The sequence below is a fragment of the Pseudomonas putida genome (genome assembly GCF_028682175.1).
Taxonomy (GTDB): Bacteria; Pseudomonadota; Gammaproteobacteria; order Pseudomonadales; family Pseudomonadaceae; genus Aquipseudomonas; species Aquipseudomonas putida_AD.
The window spans coordinates 16,628-32,761 of sequence record NZ_JANHKS010000043.1; the positions used below are offsets into that span (position 1 = coordinate 16,628).

General features: G+C 60.8%; 10 protein-coding genes. 1 reads left to right on the forward strand and 9 read right to left on the reverse strand.

Annotated elements, in window-relative coordinates; all coding sequences use genetic code 11:
* Positions 1–279: 279 nt before the first annotated feature.
* Complete coding sequence (locus NPS29_RS22865) at positions 280–2,844, forward strand: sulfite reductase flavoprotein subunit alpha (RefSeq protein WP_274135352.1); 2,565 nt, start codon at positions 280–282, stop codon at positions 2,842–2,844.
* Between the two features lie 611 nt (positions 2,845–3,455).
* Here the strand turns inward: NPS29_RS22865 and NPS29_RS22870 are convergent.
* The 9 genes from NPS29_RS22870 to NPS29_RS22910 all read right to left on the reverse strand — a co-directional run bounded on the left by NPS29_RS22870 (position 3,456) and on the right by NPS29_RS22910 (position 16,097).
* Complete coding sequence (locus NPS29_RS22870; RefSeq protein WP_274135326.1) at positions 3,456–4,430, reverse strand: peptide ABC transporter ATP-binding protein; 975 nt, start codon at positions 4,428–4,430, stop codon at positions 3,456–3,458.
* Positions 4,430–5,398 (reverse strand): ABC transporter ATP-binding protein, encoded by a 969-nt coding sequence (locus NPS29_RS22875; RefSeq protein ID WP_274135328.1) that lies wholly within the window; start codon positions 5,396–5,398, stop codon positions 4,430–4,432. The genes NPS29_RS22870 and NPS29_RS22875 overlap by 1 nt, the downstream gene beginning before the upstream one ends.
* 10 nt (positions 5,399–5,408) lie before the next feature.
* On the reverse strand, positions 5,409–6,320 hold the full coding sequence (locus NPS29_RS22880) for an ABC transporter permease subunit (RefSeq protein WP_274135330.1): 912 nt from the start codon (positions 6,318–6,320) through the stop codon (positions 5,409–5,411).
* Positions 6,321–6,330: 10 nt separating this feature from the next.
* Positions 6,331–7,341, reverse strand: coding sequence for an ABC transporter permease subunit (locus tag NPS29_RS22885; protein ID WP_081565634.1), 1,011 nt, complete (start codon positions 7,339–7,341; stop codon positions 6,331–6,333).
* A 74-nt stretch (positions 7,342–7,415) separates the two neighbouring features.
* Complete coding sequence (locus NPS29_RS22890; RefSeq protein ID WP_274135333.1) at positions 7,416–9,023, reverse strand: ABC transporter substrate-binding protein; 1,608 nt, start codon at positions 9,021–9,023, stop codon at positions 7,416–7,418.
* An 89-nt stretch (positions 9,024–9,112) separates the two neighbouring features.
* Positions 9,113–10,495 carry an OprD family porin gene (locus NPS29_RS22895; RefSeq protein ID WP_274135335.1) on the reverse strand — a complete coding sequence of 461 codons (1,383 nt, stop codon included), beginning with the start codon at positions 10,493–10,495 and terminating at the stop codon, positions 9,113–9,115.
* Between the two features lie 153 nt (positions 10,496–10,648).
* Positions 10,649–12,247 carry an ABC transporter substrate-binding protein gene (locus NPS29_RS22900; RefSeq protein ID WP_274135337.1) on the reverse strand — a complete coding sequence of 533 codons (1,599 nt, stop codon included), beginning with the start codon at positions 12,245–12,247 and terminating at the stop codon, positions 10,649–10,651.
* A 338-nt stretch (positions 12,248–12,585) separates the two neighbouring features.
* Positions 12,586–14,214 carry an ABC transporter substrate-binding protein gene (locus NPS29_RS22905; protein ID WP_274135339.1) on the reverse strand — a complete coding sequence of 543 codons (1,629 nt, stop codon included), beginning with the start codon at positions 14,212–14,214 and terminating at the stop codon, positions 12,586–12,588.
* Between the two features lie 284 nt (positions 14,215–14,498).
* Entirely contained in the window at positions 14,499–16,097 is a 1,599-nt protein-coding gene (locus NPS29_RS22910; protein WP_274135340.1) for an ABC transporter substrate-binding protein, read from the reverse strand.
* Between the last annotated feature and the right edge of the window lie 37 nt (positions 16,098–16,134).

Sequence of the window (16,134 nt, forward strand, 5' to 3'; positions counted from 1 at the left end):
GCCTGCGATCTGCTGCGCAGCAGCAGTAAAACCGGATAGCTCGGTGTGTCAGGCAGGCTGCGTGTACAGGACTTGCTGGCGCTTCGCGCCAGATCGCAGGCAAGCCAGCTCCTACGGGCTTCGCCCAGAATCAAAAACAGAGCGTGTGCCCTGCGGGCAGAATCAAGAGTGTGTTTGTGTCCGGTCTGTGACCGAACAAAGAATCAGCCACGGATGAGAATGCATTCCGTTTGTGCGCATAATGCGCGTCGCTGCGGGTTATCGAGGTGATCGAGGGTGTTGAAGAAAGTCCTGTTTCAAGTGCATTGGTTCTTCGGGATCACGGCGGGTCTGGTGCTGGCCCTGATGGGCATCACGGGTGCGCTGTATTCGTTCGAAGACGAAATCATGGATGCGCTCAACCCCGATGCGCTGTTCGTCCAGCCTGGCGAGCGTCAGTTGTCGCTCACGGAAATGGTCAGCAAGCTCGAAGCCCAAGGCAATGACACCGTTTCGATGTTCCGCATCGAGGTCGGTGGCGACCGGGCCGCGCAGGTCTGGTTCAAGCCTGCGCCAGGTGAGCGTCGTGGCCAGATGCACAACTTCGACCCCTACACCGGCGAGTTCAAGCCGGACGCCACAGGCCAGGATTTCTTCGGCTTCATGCTCAACCTGCACCGCTTCCTTGCCGCCGGTGAATACGGCAAGCAGGTAACGGCCGCCTGTACCCTGATCCTGGTGTTCTTCTGCCTGTCGGGCCTGTACCTGCGCTGGCCGCGTCAGGCCTTGAACTGGCGCGTGTGGCTGACCCTGGACTGGGCGAAGAAGGGACGCAGTTTCAACTGGGACCTGCATTCGGTGTTCGGTACCTGGTGCCTGATCGTTTACCTGTTGCTGGCCGTCACCGGGCTGATGTGGTCCTACGACTGGTTCAACAATGGCATGAACAAGCTGATCGGCGATCCACCCGTACCTGGCGAACAGCGCCGTGGCGGCGGTGGCCCGCGCCCGGGAGCCGGTCCGCGTGACGCCGCGCCCGAGCAACCTCTGGTTGCCGACTATGCCGCGATTTGGGACACGATCCAGAAAGCCGCAGGCGCCGACCTCAAGAGCTACAACCTGCGCATGCCGCAGGCAGCGGGCCAGATGGCGACGGTGTACTACATCCTCAAGGACTCGCCACACCCGCGCGCACTCAACCAGATCACCCTCGACCCGGCCAACGGCAAGCTCAAGGCAGTATCGCGCTACGCCGACAAGGGCTATGGCGCGCAGCTGCTGGTCAGTAACTACTCGCTGCACACCGGCAGCTACTGGGGCCTCACCGGCCGCATCGTGATTACCGTCGCCGCGCTGTTGATGCCGCTGTTTTTCATTACCGGCTGGTTGCTGTATCTGGATCGCCGTCGCAAGAAGCGCGAAATCCGCAACGCCCGTGGCGAAGTCGCCGTTTCGCCTTCCAGCGCCTATGGCAGCCAAGGCCCGGCGTGGCTGATCGGCTTTGCCAGCCAGAGCGGTTTTGCCGAGCAACTGGCCTGGCAGACGGCCGGACAATTGCAGTCGGCGGGTTTGCCGGTGCGCGTGCAGCGTCTGGCGGACATGACCGAGCAGGACCTGAACCAGAGCCGCAACGCGCTGTTCGTCGTCAGCACCTTTGGCGACGGCGAAGCGCCTGACAGCGCCCGTGGTTTCGAGCGCAAGCTGCTGGGCCAACCGCTGTCCCTGCAAAACCTCAATTACGCGGTGTTGGGGCTGGGGGATCGTCAGTATCAGCACTTCTGCGGATTCGCCCAGCGTCTGCACGGCTGGCTGGCCGAGCGCGGAGGCAGCACGCTGTTCGCGCCAGTCGAAGTGGACAGCGGTGACGCTGGCGCGGTGCAACACTGGCAACAGCAATTGAGCGAAGTCACCGGATCGACACCGGCGGCGGCATGGACTGCGCCCGAATACGAGAACTGGGTGCTGGCTCAGCGCGACTGGCTGAACCCTGACAGCGCTGGCTCGAAGGTGTTTCTGCTGGGGTTGATATCGGCCTCCGACACGTCGTGGGAGGCGGGCGATCTGGTCGAAGTGCTGCCGCGCAACCCTGCGTTTGCCGTGGAGCAGTTCCTTGCCGGCCTGGGCATTGATGCCGACACGCAAGTCACTGTCGACGGCCTGAACGAAAGCCTCGCACAGGCACTGGGCAGCCGCCAGTTGCCCGCCAACCGTAGCCACCTGGTCGGGTTGCATGCGCAAGCGCTGGTCGATGCGTTGGTGCCGCTGGCGATGCGTGAGTATTCCATTGCCTCGATGCCACAGGACGGTTCGCTGCAACTGATCGTGCGCCAGGAACTGCACCCCGACGGCAGCCTCGGCCTGGGTTCCGGCTGGCTGACCGAGCATGCTTCGCTGGGCGGCGCGATCAGCCTGCGGGTTCGGCGCAACAGCAGCTTCCACCTGCCGAGCGAGCCGGCGCCGATGATCCTGATCGGTAACGGCACGGGACTGGCAGGCTTGCGTAGCCTGCTCAAGGCACGCATCGCCCAGGGCGAGCAGCGCAACTGGCTGTTGTTCGGCGAACGCAACGCCGCCCATGACTTCCACTGCGGGAATGAGCTGCAAAGCTGGCTGGCCTCCGCTGACCTGGCGCGACTGGACCTGGCGTTCTCCCGGGATCAGGCGCAGAAAGTCTACGTACAGGATCGCCTGCGCGAAGCCGCCGACGAACTGCACCGCTGGCTGGCCGATGGCGCCGTCATCTACATCTGCGGCAGCCTCGAAGGAATGGCCGCCGGGGTGGATGCCGTGCTGGTTGAGCTGCTGGGCGAAAAGGGCGTAGAACGCCTCATCGAACAAGGCCGCTACCGCCGCGACGTGTACTGACCACCCGTAGCAGCACGGCTTGCCGGCGGGAGCGATTTTGAGGACGCCGTCGTCCGAATGCGGCCCAGACCAAGCGCGCTCCTACAGGATCGGGGACGTTTTCGAGATCGCTCCCGCCGGCAAGCCGTGCTGCTACGGGTCGGTGGTGTATTTTAGATTTTGATTTTGATCTTACTGCGCGATGGCACAGGCGCCGCAGAGCGCGACGTCAAGGCGCCAAGCCGAGCGCAGGTGTCGTGGAGGGGGATGAGCGGCAGGAAGCCGCGAAAGCCGTGCGGGCCATGGATGGCCCATCATGGCGTGCCCCCGGAACGGCGCCGGAGTCGAGGGAAGTCCGAAGGACCCCAGCCTGTCGCACAGACCTTTTGGTTACTTTTGGCTGGGCCGGCATTCCGGGCGAATGCCAAAAGTGACCCGCCGTAAGGGCGGAAAGGTGAATTAGCAACACCATCGGGAACGGATATAGACGCAACGTCAGCGTCTCAAGCTGACGCGGAGCGTCGCACGAGGCATTCCCACGCGGAGCGTGGGAACGATCAGCACGGCTTGCCGGCGGGGGCGATTTCAAAGACGCCCCCGCCGGCAAGCCGTGCTGCTACGTCACCCATCAATCACGCCACAAACTGCTCCGCATAGTGGCAAGCCACCTGACGATTATCCACAGTCCTGAGCTCCGGGATCTCCGCACTGCAACGCTCCGTCGCATACGGACAACGCTTGTGGAAAGCACACCCCGAAGGCGGATTCAGCGGGTTAGGCAACTCCCCGACAATCTTGATCTTCGGCTTCAGCGGATCCGGATGGATCGCCGGCGTCGCCGACAGCAGCGCCTGGGTGTACGGGTGCAACGGACGGCTATAGATCTCCTCCTTGGGACCCATCTCCGCCGGGCGGCCCAGATACATCACCAGCACCGTATCGGCCACATGCCGCACCACCGCCAGGTTGTGCGAGATGAACACATAACCGGTGTTGAACTCCTCCTGCATGTCCATGAACAGGTTCAGCACCTGCGCCTGGATCGACACGTCCAGTGCCGAAGTCGGCTCGTCCGCCACCAGCACCTTGGGTTGCAGCATCATTGCGCGCGCCAGGGCGATACGCTGACGCTGGCCACCGGAGAACATGTGCGGGTAGCGCTGGTAGTGCTCGGGACGCAGGCCGACCTGACGGATCATCGCCTGGACCTTCTCCCGGCGCTCGGCCGCGGACAGGCTGGTGTTGATCAGCAGCGGCTCGGCCAACTGGTCGCCGATCTTCTGGCGCGGGTTGAGCGAGGCGTACGGGCTCTGGAACACCATCTGCACGTCTTTGCGCAGTTGCTTGCGCTGGGCCTTGGTCGCGCCAGTCACTTCCTGGCCGGCGATTTTCAGCGAGCCCGAAGACGGCTCTTCGATCAAGGTCAGGGCGCGGGCCAGTGTGGACTTGCCACAACCGGACTCACCCACCACTGCCAGCGTCTTGCCGGCTTCCAGTTCGAAGGACACGCCGTTGAGCGCGCGCACGGTAGCAGTCGGCTTGAACAAGCCACGGGATACATCGTAGTGACGGGTAAGGTCACGGGCGGTCAGTACGATATCGCTCATCACGCCACCTCCTGATTAAGCGGATAGAAGCAGCGCACCAGGCCGTGGACCTGCGGGTCCAGGGTCGGGCGTTGCTGGCGGCATTTTTCCTGGACGTACGGGCAGCGCGGCGACAGCAGGCAGCCAGTAGGCCGGTCATAGCGACCGGGGACGATACCTGGCAGCGTGGCCAGGCGCTCGGCGCCCATGCTGTGCTCGGGGATCGCCGCCAGCAGTGCTTCGCTGTACGGGTGCGCCGGGACGTCGAACAGGCCGGGAACCTGGCCGACTTCAACGGCCTGGCCTGCGTACATCACGCACACGCGCTGGGCGGTCTCGGCCACTACCGCGAGGTCGTGGGTAATGAGAACCAGCGCCATGTCCTGCTCTTTCTGCAGGGCCAGCAGCAGGTCCATGATCTGCGCCTGAATGGTCACGTCCAGTGCAGTGGTCGGCTCGTCGGCGATCAGCAGTTTCGGCTCGCCGGCAATGGCCATGGCGATTGCGACGCGCTGGCTCATGCCGCCGGAGAGCTGGTGCGGATAGGCGTCCAGACGCTGTGCGGCGCCCGGAATCTCGACCTTCTGCAGCAATTCCAGGGCCCGCTGGTGCGCAGCCTTGCCCTTGAGGCCCAGGTGTTGCTTGAGCACTTCCTTGATCTGGAAGCCCACGGTGTAGCTGGGGTTCAGGGCGGTCATCGGGTCCTGGAAAACCATCGACAGATCCTTGCCGACGATCTTGCGACGTTCCCGTGCGCCAAGCTTGAGCATGTCCTTGCCGTCGAAGCTCAGGGAGTCGGCGGTGACGATGCCGGGGTGATCGATCAGGCCCATCAGCGCCATCATGGTCACGGATTTGCCCGAGCCCGACTCGCCAACGATTGCCAGTACTTCGCCCTTTTCCACGCGCAGGTCCAGGCCATCGACCACCGGGGTGGCGTTGGCGTCGCCGAAGCGCACGTTGAGGTTTTTCATTTCTAACAAAGGCATTGGGTCGTCCTCAGGCGGCGTTCTTGAGTTTCGGGTCCAGCGCATCGCGCAGGCCGTCGCCCATCAGGTTGATTGCCAGCACGCTGAGCAGGATGGTCAGGCCAGGGAGGCTCACCACCCACCAGGCGCGTTCGATGTAGTCGCGGGCCGAAGCGAGCATGGTGCCCCACTCAGGCGTTGGCGGTTGTACACCCAGACCCAGGAAGCCCAGCGCCGCGGCGTCGAGGATTGCCGAGGAGAAACTCAAGGTTGCCTGCACGATCAGCGGCGCCATGCAGTTGGGCAGCACGGTGATGAACATCAGGCGCGGCAGGGTGGCGCCGGCCAGACGGGCAGCGGTCACGTAGTCGCGGTTCAGTTCGCCCATCACGGCGGCGCGGGTCAGGCGCACGTAGGAGGGCAGGGACACGATGGCGATGGCGATCACGGTGTTGATCAGGCCAGGGCCGAGGATCGCGACGATGGCGACAGCCAGCAGCAGCGACGGCAGGGCCAGCATGATGTCCATCAGGCGCATGATGGTCGGGCCCAGGACCTTGGGGAAGAAGCCCGCCAGCAGGCCCATGAGGATGCCCGGAATCAGCGACATCACCACAGACGACAGGCCGATCAGCAGCGACAGCCGCGAACCCTGGATCAGGCGCGACAGCAGATCGCGGCCCAGTTCGTCGGTGCCCAGCAGGAACTGCCACTGGCCGCCTTCAAGCCAGACTGGCGGGGTCAGCAGGAAGTCGCGGTATTGCTCGCTCGGGTCGTGAGGTGCGACCCACGGGGCGAAGATGGCGCAGAAGACCACCAGCGCCATGAAGGCCAGACCGGCCACGGCGCCTTTGTTCTTGGCGAAGTGCTGCCAGAATTCTTTGTAGACGGAGGGGTAAAGCAGGCTTTGATCGACTGCTACCACAGGAGTAGGTGTATTCATGGTCGTGATCTCAGCGCTGGTGACGGATGCGTGGGTTGGCAAAGCCGTAGAGGATGTCCACCACGAAGTTGACCAGGATCACCAGGCAGGCGATTAACAGGATGCCGTTCTGCACGACAGGGTAGTCACGGGCGCCGATGGCTTCGATCAGCCATTTACCGATACCCGGCCACGAGAAGATGGTCTCGGTCAGGACGGCACCGGCGAGCAGCGTGCCCACTTGCAGGCCGAACACGGTCAGCACCGGGATCAGCGCGTTGCGCAGGCCGTGGACGAACACCACGCGAGCCGGCGACAGGCCTTTGGCCCGGGCGGTGCGAACGTAGTCTTCACGCAGCACTTCGAGCATCGAGGAGCGGGTCATCCGGGCGATAACCGCCAGCGGAATGGTGCCCAGCACGATGGCCGGCAGGATCAGGTGACGCAGGGCGTCGATGAACGAGCCTTCTTCATCGCTGAGCAGCGTGTCGATCAGCATGAAGCCGGTTTTCGGCGGGATGTCGTACAGCAGGTCGATACGTCCCGACACCGGGGTCCAGCCCAGGGACACCGAGAAGAACATGATGAGAATCAGGCCCCACCAGAAGATCGGCATCGAATAGCCCGCAAGGGAGATGCCCATCACGCCATGGTCGAACAGGGACCCTCGCCTGAGGGCCGCGATGACCCCGGCCAGAAGCCCGAGAATGCCTGCGAAGATCAGCGCCGCAATCGACAGTTCCAGAGTGGCCGGGAACAGCGAAGTGAATTCGGTCCACACGCTAGTGCGCGTACGCAGCGACTCGCCCAGATCGCCATGGGCGAGCTTGCCGACGTAGTCGATGTATTGCGCATACAGGGGTTTGTTCAGGCCAAGACGTTCCATGGCTTGGGCGTGCATTTCCGGATCGACCCGGCGTTCACCCATCATGACTTCGACCGGGTCGCCCGGAATCAGGCGGATCAATGCGAAGGTCAGCAAGGTGATGCCGAAGAAGGTGGGTATGAGCAACCCCACTCGGCGAGCGATAAAACTAAACATCTTCTCGTGTACCTCATCAGCCGGTTAGGCGTGTGCCCGGCGGGGCCCTTGTGTGAGCCCGCCGGATTGTTCTTCTACTTCACTTGGGTGGTAGCGAAGTTATTCGTGGTGAGGGGGCTAATGTGATAACCCTCTACGTTCTTGCGCATTGCAGTGAACATTTTAGTGTGCGCCATGCTGATCCATGGCTGATCCTGATTGAAGATCACCTGTGCCTGCTCATAGAGCGCGGCACGTTCGGCCGGGTCGGTTTTTTCCCGGGCCTGATCGATCAACGTCTGGAACTTCTGATTGCACCAGCGCGCGTAGTTTTCGCCGTTCTTGGCGGCTTCGCAGCTCAGGTTCGGGGTCAGGAAGTTATCAGGGTCGCCATTGTCGCCTGCCCAGCCCGCCGACACCATGTCGTGTTCGCCGTTTTTGGCCCGTTTGAGCATTTCGCCCCATTCCATGACGCGAATATCTAACTTAATGCCGACTTTCGCCAAGTCGGCCTGCATCATCTGCGCGCCGAGCAGCGGGTTAGGGTTGGTCTGGCCGCCACCGTTGCGGGTGAACAGGGTCAGCACGGTGCCGTCCGGAACGCCTGCTTCCTTAAGCAAGGCACGTGCCTTGTCCAGGTCGTGGGCCGGGTTTTTCAGCTCCTTGTTGTAGCCGAGCAGCGTGTCCGGGTACGGGTTGACGCCCACCGTCGCGTTGCCTTTGCCAAACAGCGCGTTGACGTAGGCTTCCTTGTCGAAGGCGATGTCGATGGCTTTGCGCACCCGCACGTCGCTCATGTACTTGTGGGTGGTGTTCATGGCGATGTAGGCGGTGGTCATCGAGTTGAGCTCGTCGACCTTCAGGTTCGCATCCTTGCGGATGCTCGGGATGTCGTCAGGCTTGGGATACAGCGCGACCTGGCATTCGTTGGCCTTGAGCTTCTGCAGGCGCACGTTGTTGTCGGTGGAGATGGCCAGAATCAGTGCATCGGCTGGCGGCTTGCCACGGAAGTAGTCCGGGTTGGCCTTGAAGCGCACCTGGGCATCCTTGGCGTAACGCTGGAAGACGAACGGGCCGGTGCCGACAGGCTGGCTGTTGAGGTTGTCGGTCTTGCCTGCCTTGAGCAACTGATCGGCGTATTCAGCCGAGTAGATCGAGGAGAAAGCCATGGCCACGTCGGCCAGGAACGGTGCTTCGCGGCGGGTCAGGGTGAACTTGACGGTGTTGTCGTCCAGCTTCTCGACGCTTTTGAGCAGTTCTTTGAAGCCCATGCTTTCAAAGTACGGGAAACCCACGGTCGATTGCTTGTGCCACGGGTGGTTCGGGTCCAGTTGACGCTGGAAGCTCCAGACCACGTCGTCGGCGTTCATGTCGCGGGTCGGTTTGAAGTATTCGGTGGTGTGGAACTTGACGCCCTTGCGCAGGTGGAAGGTGTAATTGAGGCCGTCTTCACTGATGTCCCACGATTCGGCCAGAGCTGGCTCGATGTCCGTGGTGCCCGGCTTGAAATCCACCAGCCGGTTGAAAATGGTTTCCGCTGCCGCGTCGGCGGTGACGGCGGTGGTGTACAGCGCGGTGTCGAAACCTTCGGGGCTGGCTTCGGTGCAGACCACCAGCGGCTTGGCCGAAACGCCGACCGCGACGCTGAAAAGGGCAAGTGCTACCGCGTTGCGCAATGTTGCGAGTTTGAATGTCGATTTCAAGTAAACGCCCTCGGCAAAGTGATGAAGCCAATACTGAGTGGGTGTTTCGGGCTATTAAGTTCTAGCCCGAAACGCTTCCATCTGCTGTATCAGAGGATGTTGAACGGAATGGTGGTCACCAGGCGGAACTCGTTGATGTTGCCATCAGCCTGGTTGGCACTCGCGCGGTGGGTGGTGTAGGTCCCGCGCATGGTCGAGGCCTTCAGCGGGCCGGACTGCATGGTGTACGTGGCGCCTACGCCGTATTCGTAATGGGTTTCGCCGTCCATGCCGCGCACGTCGTAGGCGGTGCCCTTGTAGTGAGTACCGTCGATGTCGAAGCCGCGCGCCTGGTAGATGTTGAACTTCAGGCCCGGCACGCCGTAGTCGGCCATGTTCAGCAGGTAGCTCAGTTGCACCGACTTCTCGTTCGGTCCGTTGAAGTCCGAAAGCAGGGAGTTGGCCAGGAAGATGGCGTTGCTGTCGTGGACGTAGTCGAAGTAGGTGTCGCCTTCCACTTCCTGGTACGCAATGCTGAAGCTGTGCGCCTTGTGGGTCGCGGTCAACGACAGGGAGTAGGTGTCGTTGTCGATCGGGCCCATTTTCTTGGCGCCCGAATCCTTGGTCTTGTAGTAGTTCAGGTTGGTCGACAGTCCCAGCACGTCGGTGTCGCCCATCTCGTGCAGGAACGAGAAGTAATACTGGTGCCAGAAGTCTTCGACGTTGGAGGCGTAGAAGCTGGTGGTCAGGCTCTTGAACGGCTTGTAGTCGACGCCGGCCATGTCCACGCGATCGGCTTCGATGTTGGCGTTGGCGGTGTACTCGGAGCGGAACTTGGTCAGGCTCTGCTCGGAACGTGGCGAGACGCGGTCGAAGCTGCCGGCAGTGAACGACAGGTTGTTGAATTCTTCGCTCAGGATACTCACACCTTCGAAGCTCGAAGGCAGGGCGCGGTTACCGATATAAGCCAGCACCGGGGTGTTGAGCGACTGACGGCCTGCGGTCAGGGTGGTGTTGGAGATGCGTGCCTTGATGTTGCCCAGGCCCAGCTTGCTCCACTGGCCTACCGCGTCACCGTTGTTCTTGGTGAGGGTGCGGTTGGCGCCGCCCATCAGGTCGTCCTTGTCGCGGTCCAGCGCGACGGCGTTGTAGATCGCCATCTCGGTGGCGAAACCGACCGTGCCCTGTGTGAAGCCCGAGCTGTAGTTGACGATGGTGCCTTGCACCCAGTTGATCCGACGCGGATCACTGTCGACGATCACGCCGTTCTCCCTGCGGGAGAATTCGCCGCCGCGACGCAGCAGTTCGTTGGCGTACCAGTTCTTGGTGGAACCTGTGATCTTCGAGTCTTCCAGAAAGCCCTTGGCTTCGCTCTGGGCGTTGGAAGTAGCCAGGGTGGTCGGAACGAATTCCTGGCTGGTTGGCTCTGCCTGTGCGGCCATGCTCAGGCTGAGCATGGACAAGGCGAATACAGCGGTGCTGGCTTTTTTCACGTTTTGAAGCTCCCGTTTACTGCTTTTTTTAAAGGCCGGCTTTTATAGGTCGCCGGCTTGGTACGGCCTTATGAGCCATGGTTTCTGCTGGGTCCGCGGTATGCGGATAAAGCGGTGCCGCGGACGCAAGCGCCCTTGGCACGGTGGTTCGGATCAATCGGCGACGGTCACGCCTGAGAAGTTGTTGCGCCCGAAGGGGCTCACCTGGAAGCCCTCGACCTCGGCCCGCAGCGGCTGGCTGACGGTGGAGTGGGCAATCGGGGTGATGGGCACCTGTTCTTTGAGGTAGTGCTGGGCCTGTTTGTACAGGTCGATGCGTTTTTCTTTGTCTGCGGTGGCGACGGCGGCCTTGACCAGCGCGTCGTATTTTTCGTCGCACCACATCGAGTAGTTGTTGCCGCCGATGGAGGCGCAGCTGTACAGCGTGCCGAGCCAGTTGTCGGGGTCACCGTTGTCGCCGGTCCAGCCGATCAGCGAGATGTCGTGTTCGCCGTTCTTGCTGCGCTTGAGGTATTCACCCCATTCGTAACTGACGATGTTGACCTTGATCCCGACCTTGGCCCAGTCCGACTGGAGCATCTGCGCCATGAGCTTGGCGTTCGGGTTGTACGGGCGCTGCACCGGCATCGCCCAGAGGTTGAGCACGGTGCCTTCCTTGACCCCGGCGGCACGCAGCAGCTCCTTGGCCTTTTCCGGGTTGTAGGGCGCATCCTTCACGGTGTCGTCGTAGGACCACTGGGTCGGTGGCATGGCGTTCTGGGCCAGTTGGCCGGCGCCCTGGTACACCGCCTTGATGATTTCCGGCTTGTTGACTGCCATGTCCAGCGCCTGGCGAACCTGCAGGTTGTCCAGTGGCGCGTGGCGCACGTTGTAGGAGATGTAGCCGAGGTTGAACCCGGGCTCCTGCATGACCTTGAGCTGCTTGTCGGCCTTGAGCGCATCGACGTCCGCCGGACGCGGGTTGAGCGTGACCTGGCATTCGTTGCGCTTGAGTTTCTGCGCGCGCACCGAGGCGTCGGTGATGATGGCGAAGATCAACTGATCGACCTTGATGCGGCTCGGGTCCCAGAACTCTTTGTTGGCCACATAACGGATTTGCGAGTCTTTCTGATAACGGCCAAAGGCGAACGGGCCGGTGCCGATGGGCGCCTGATTGATATCCTGCAGATTGCCGGATGCCATCAATTGGTCAGCATATTCAGCTGAAAGAATCGAGGCGAAGTTCATCGCAATGTTTTGAATGAATGCTGCATCAACTTTATTGAGTGTAAATACAACAACCATTGGTCCGGTTTTTTCAACGGACTTGATATTCTTGTCCAGGCCCATACTGGTGAAGTAGGGGAATTCTGTCGGATAAGCGACGCGGAACGGATGATCCTTGTGCAGCATGCGGTTGAACGTGAACAGCACGTCATCGGCATTGAAGTCGCGGCTGGGTTTGAACGCCTTGTTGCTGTGGAACTTCACGCCTTCGCGCAGATGAAAGGTGTAGGTCAGGCCATCCGGGGATACATCCCAACGGGTTGCCAACGCAGGCACCACGCCGGTTCCACCCTGTTCGAACTCGGCCAGGCGGTTGTAGATCGGCTCGGCGGCGTCGTTGTCGGTGCCGGAGGTGTACTGGCCGATATCAAAACCCGCCGGGCTGCCTTCTGAGCAGAACACCAGGCTCTTTGAAGCGGCGTAGGACGGGGAGGCGGCCAGAAGACCCGCCGCCAATAGTGATGGCAAAACAATATTCTTATTCATGACAATCCTTATCGTCTTGGGCGTGAATGAATCCTGTAACGGACTGAAACTCTTTTTCGCAATCGTTTGCGCAAATGAAGTTTCCACCGACGGAAATCCCGACCGGACAGATAGACAGCACATATCGAGTGCGGGATCTCAAACGGTATGTCCGTCGAGATGCACAGTAAATAGTTCTAGGCGCAGCTGTGTATGTAGGAAAAATGACTATTGTTAGTAGGCAATCTCTTTCGAAGTTCTACTCGTCTAACAATATTCATTTTCATGCATGAATCGCGCACGCGACGACACAGTCGCATTACCCGCAGGTAATGCGACTGTGAAGCCATTTGGGGGTTTTACTTGCCGCTGACGCTGACGCCGTAGAACGAGTTCAGACCGAACGGGCTGATCTTGAAGTCCTGAACCTCTTTGCGCATCGGCTGGTACACAGTCGAGTGGGCAATCGGGGTCATCGGGACTGCGTCCTTGAGCAAGTGCTGAGCCTGTTTGTACAGCTCGGTGCGCTTGGCCTGGTCGGTGGTTTCCTTGGCCTGGTGGATCAAGGTGTCGAACGGCTTGTCACACCACTTGGCAAAGTTGTTGCCGTTGATGGCGTCGCAACCGAACAGGGTGCCCAGCCAGTTGTCCGGGTCACCGTTGTCGCCGCTCCAGCCAATCAGCATCGCGCCGTTTTCGCCGTTCTTCGCACGCTTGATGTACTCGCCCCACTCGTAGGAAACGATCTTGGCGTTGATACCGATCTTCTTCCAGTCGTTCTGGAGCATTTCGGCCATCAGCTTGGCGTTCGGGTTGTACGGACGCTGAACCGGCATCGCCCACAGGGTGATCTCGGTGCCTTCGGCCACGCCTGCCTTCTTCAGCAGCTCCTTGGCCTTGGCGACGTCGTACGGCGCATCCTTGATGGTGGTGTCATAGGACCACTGGGTCGGCGGCATGGCGTTGACGGCCAACTGGCCTGCGCCCTGGTACACCGCGCCGATAATGGCTTTCTTGTCCACAGCCATGTCCAGCGCCTGACGCACTTCCAGCTTGGCCAGCGGGTTAGGCTTGGTTTCGCCCTTGATGGTCGGCATCACGTTGTAGGCAATGTATCCCAGGTTGAAACCTGCCTGGTCGGGCATCTTCAGCGCAGGGTCGGCCTTGAGTGGCTCAAGGTCAGCCGGACGTGGGTAGGCGGTGATCTGGCACTCGCCTTTCTTGAGCTTCTGCGCACGGACCGAGGCGTCGGTGGTGATGGCGAAGATCAGGTTGTCGACCTTGACGTCTTCAGGCTTCCAGTAGTCCTTGTTGCCGGTGAAACGGATGTTGGAGTCTTTCTGGTAGCTCTTGAACACGAACGGGCCGGTGCCGATCGGCTTCTGGTTGATGTCTTCTGCCTTGCCTTCCTTGAGCAACTGGGCGGCGTATTCAGCGGACTGAATGGAGGCGAAGCTCATGGCCAGGTTCTGGATGAATGCCGCATCGACAGTACCGAGGGTCATCTTGACGGTGTGATCGTCGACCTTCTCGATATTCTTGATATTGGTATCCATCGCCATATCGGTGAAATACGGGAATTCGGTCGGGTACGCCTTACGGAACGGATCGTCCTTGTTGATCATGCGGTTGAACGTGAACAGCACGTCATCGGCATTGAAGGTACGGGTCGGCTTGAAGTACGGCGTGGTGTGGAACTTGACACCTTCACGCAGGTGGAAGGTGTAGGTCAGGCCGTCCGGGGACACGTCCCAGCTGGTGGCAAGACCTGGAATAACGGCGGTGCCGCCACGTTCGAACTGGCTCAGACGGTTGAAGACGGTCTCGGCCGAAGCGTCGAAGTCGGTGCCGGTGGTGTACTGACCTGGGTCGAAACCAGCGGGGCTGCCTTCGGAGCAGAACACCAGGTTCGATGCTGCTTGAGCGAAGGGAGCGCTGGCGATCAAACCTGCGCCGAGAAGAAACGGAATGACCGCTTTTTTGAGCATGGTGGCCTCAGTTGTTGTCATTTTTTAATTGAGGGAAACGACCTTTTGAGTCGGTCCCGCGGATACTTATGCAGGCGCCATACCCAAAGCAAGATGCTGGCGCCAATCAAGTGACAAAGAGTGGCACGAACGTACACGAATGTCGCAAAACTATAATTTCTGACGCGGTTGAACGTTTGCGTGTCGCATATCGGTACGTTTAGTGCGCAATTTTGGTGCACTGCATCGTTGCGAATGCACCCGTTTGTGTCTCAAGTGTTACTTCGCTGTTGAAATATCGTGGGTCATTTCGACAGGCTCACCCCATAGAACGGCGTCAGGCCGAACGGGCTGAGCTTGAAGTCCTGCACCTCCTTGCGCATCGGCTGGAACACTTTGGAGTTGGCGATCGGCGTGATCGGCACGTCGTTCTTCAGGATAGTCTGCGCCTGCTGGTACAGCTTGATGCGCTCGTTCCTGTCGCTGGTCAATCTGGCCTGGGTCACCAGCTTGTCGTAGCCGGTGTTGCACCATTTGGCGTAGTTGCTGCCCTTGACCGCCGCGCAGCTGTAGAGCACGCCGAGCCAGTTGTCAGGGTCGCCGTTGTCACCTGTCCAACCATAGATCATCGCGTCGTGTTCGCCAGCCTTGGCGCGCTTGATGTACTCGCCCCACTCGAAGCTGACGATGTTGGCCTTGATGCCGATCTTCGCCCAGTCGGACTGAATCATCTGCGCCGACATGCGCGCATTCGGGTTGGAAGCGCGCTGGACGGTCATGGCCCACAGGTTGATCTGGGTGCCCGGCGCGACGCCCGCTTCCTTGAGCAACTGTTTCGCTTTCTCGATATCGTGGGGCGCGTCCTTGATGTTCGGGTCATAGCCCCATTGCGCAGGTGGCAGGGCGTTCTGCGCCAGTTGGCCTGCGCCCTGATACACCGCCTTGATGATGGCCGGCTTGTCGATGGCCATGTCCAGCGCCTGGCGCACCTTGAGCTGGTCCAGCGGCGGGTGGGTCACGTTGTAGGCCAGAAAGCCCAGGTTGAAACCTGCCTGGCTCAGCACCTTGAGGTTCGGATCCTTCTGCGCTTCTTCGATGTCCTGCGGGCGCGGGTAGCCGCTGACCTGGCATTCGCCAGCCTTGAGTTTCTGCAGGCGGGTAGCGGCATCGGTGTTGATCGAGAAGATCAGGTTGTCGAGCTTCACGTCCTCAGGCTTCCAGTACTGGGTGTTGCCGACATAACGGATCTGCGCGTCCTTCTGATAACGCTTGAACACGAACGGACCGGTGCCGACCGGCTTCTGGTTGATGTCGGCGGCCTTGCCTTCCTTGAGCAACTGGGCGGCGTATTCGGCCGACTGGATCGAGGCGAAGCTCATCGCCAGGTTCTGCACGAACGCGGCATCGATGTTGTTCAGGTGAAACCTGACGGTCTGCTCGTCGACCTTTTCCACCTGTTTGATGGTGGTGTTCATGTCCATGTCGTTGAAATAGGGTGACTCGGACGGATACGCCTTGCGGAAGGGGTCATCGGGGTTGAGCAGGCGATTGAAGGTGAACAGCACGTCATCGGCGTTGAAGTCGCGTGTCGGCTTGAAGTAGTCGGTGGTGTGGAACTTGACGCCGGGCCGCAGGTGGAAGGTGTAGGTCAGGCCGTCATCGGACACTTCCCATTTCGTGGCCAGGCCCGCTTCGACCTCGGTGCCGCCGCGCTTGAACTGGGTCAGGCGGTTGAAGACGGTTTCGGCCGAGGCGTCGAATTCGGTACCGCTGGTGTACTGGCTGGGATCGAAGCCTGCCGGGCTCGCTTCCGAGCAATACACCAGGGTGCTGGCGGCGTGAACCGCTGGTGCGCAGAGCGCCAGCGCGGTCGCCAGGAACAGGGGCTTTAAGGTGTTTTCCATGTGGACCTCGAACAAAGCGGCATTCGTGCCTGGGGTC

What these genes read in the sequence shown, in the direction of transcription:
- NPS29_RS22870 (WP_274135326.1), bottom strand. Translation starts at nt 4,430, where the DNA reads ATGAGCGATATCGTACTGACCGCCCGTGACCTTACCCGTCACTACGAT.
- NPS29_RS22875 (WP_274135328.1), bottom strand. Translation starts at nt 5,398, where the DNA reads ATGCCTTTGTTAGAAATGAAAAACCTCAACGTGCGCTTCGGCGACGCC.
- NPS29_RS22880 (WP_274135330.1), bottom strand. Translation starts at nt 6,320, where the DNA reads ATGAATACACCTACTCCTGTGGTAGCAGTCGATCAAAGCCTGCTTTAC.
- NPS29_RS22910 (WP_274135340.1), bottom strand. Translation starts at nt 16,097, where the DNA reads ATGGAAAACACCTTAAAGCCCCTGTTCCTGGCGACCGCGCTGGCGCTC.
- NPS29_RS22900 (WP_274135337.1), bottom strand. Translation starts at nt 12,247, where the DNA reads ATGAATAAGAATATTGTTTTGCCATCACTATTGGCGGCGGGTCTTCTG.
- NPS29_RS22885 (WP_081565634.1), bottom strand. Translation starts at nt 7,341, where the DNA reads ATGTTTAGTTTTATCGCTCGCCGAGTGGGGTTGCTCATACCCACCTTC.
- NPS29_RS22905 (WP_274135339.1), bottom strand. Translation starts at nt 14,214, where the DNA reads ATGCTCAAAAAAGCGGTCATTCCGTTTCTTCTCGGCGCAGGTTTGATC.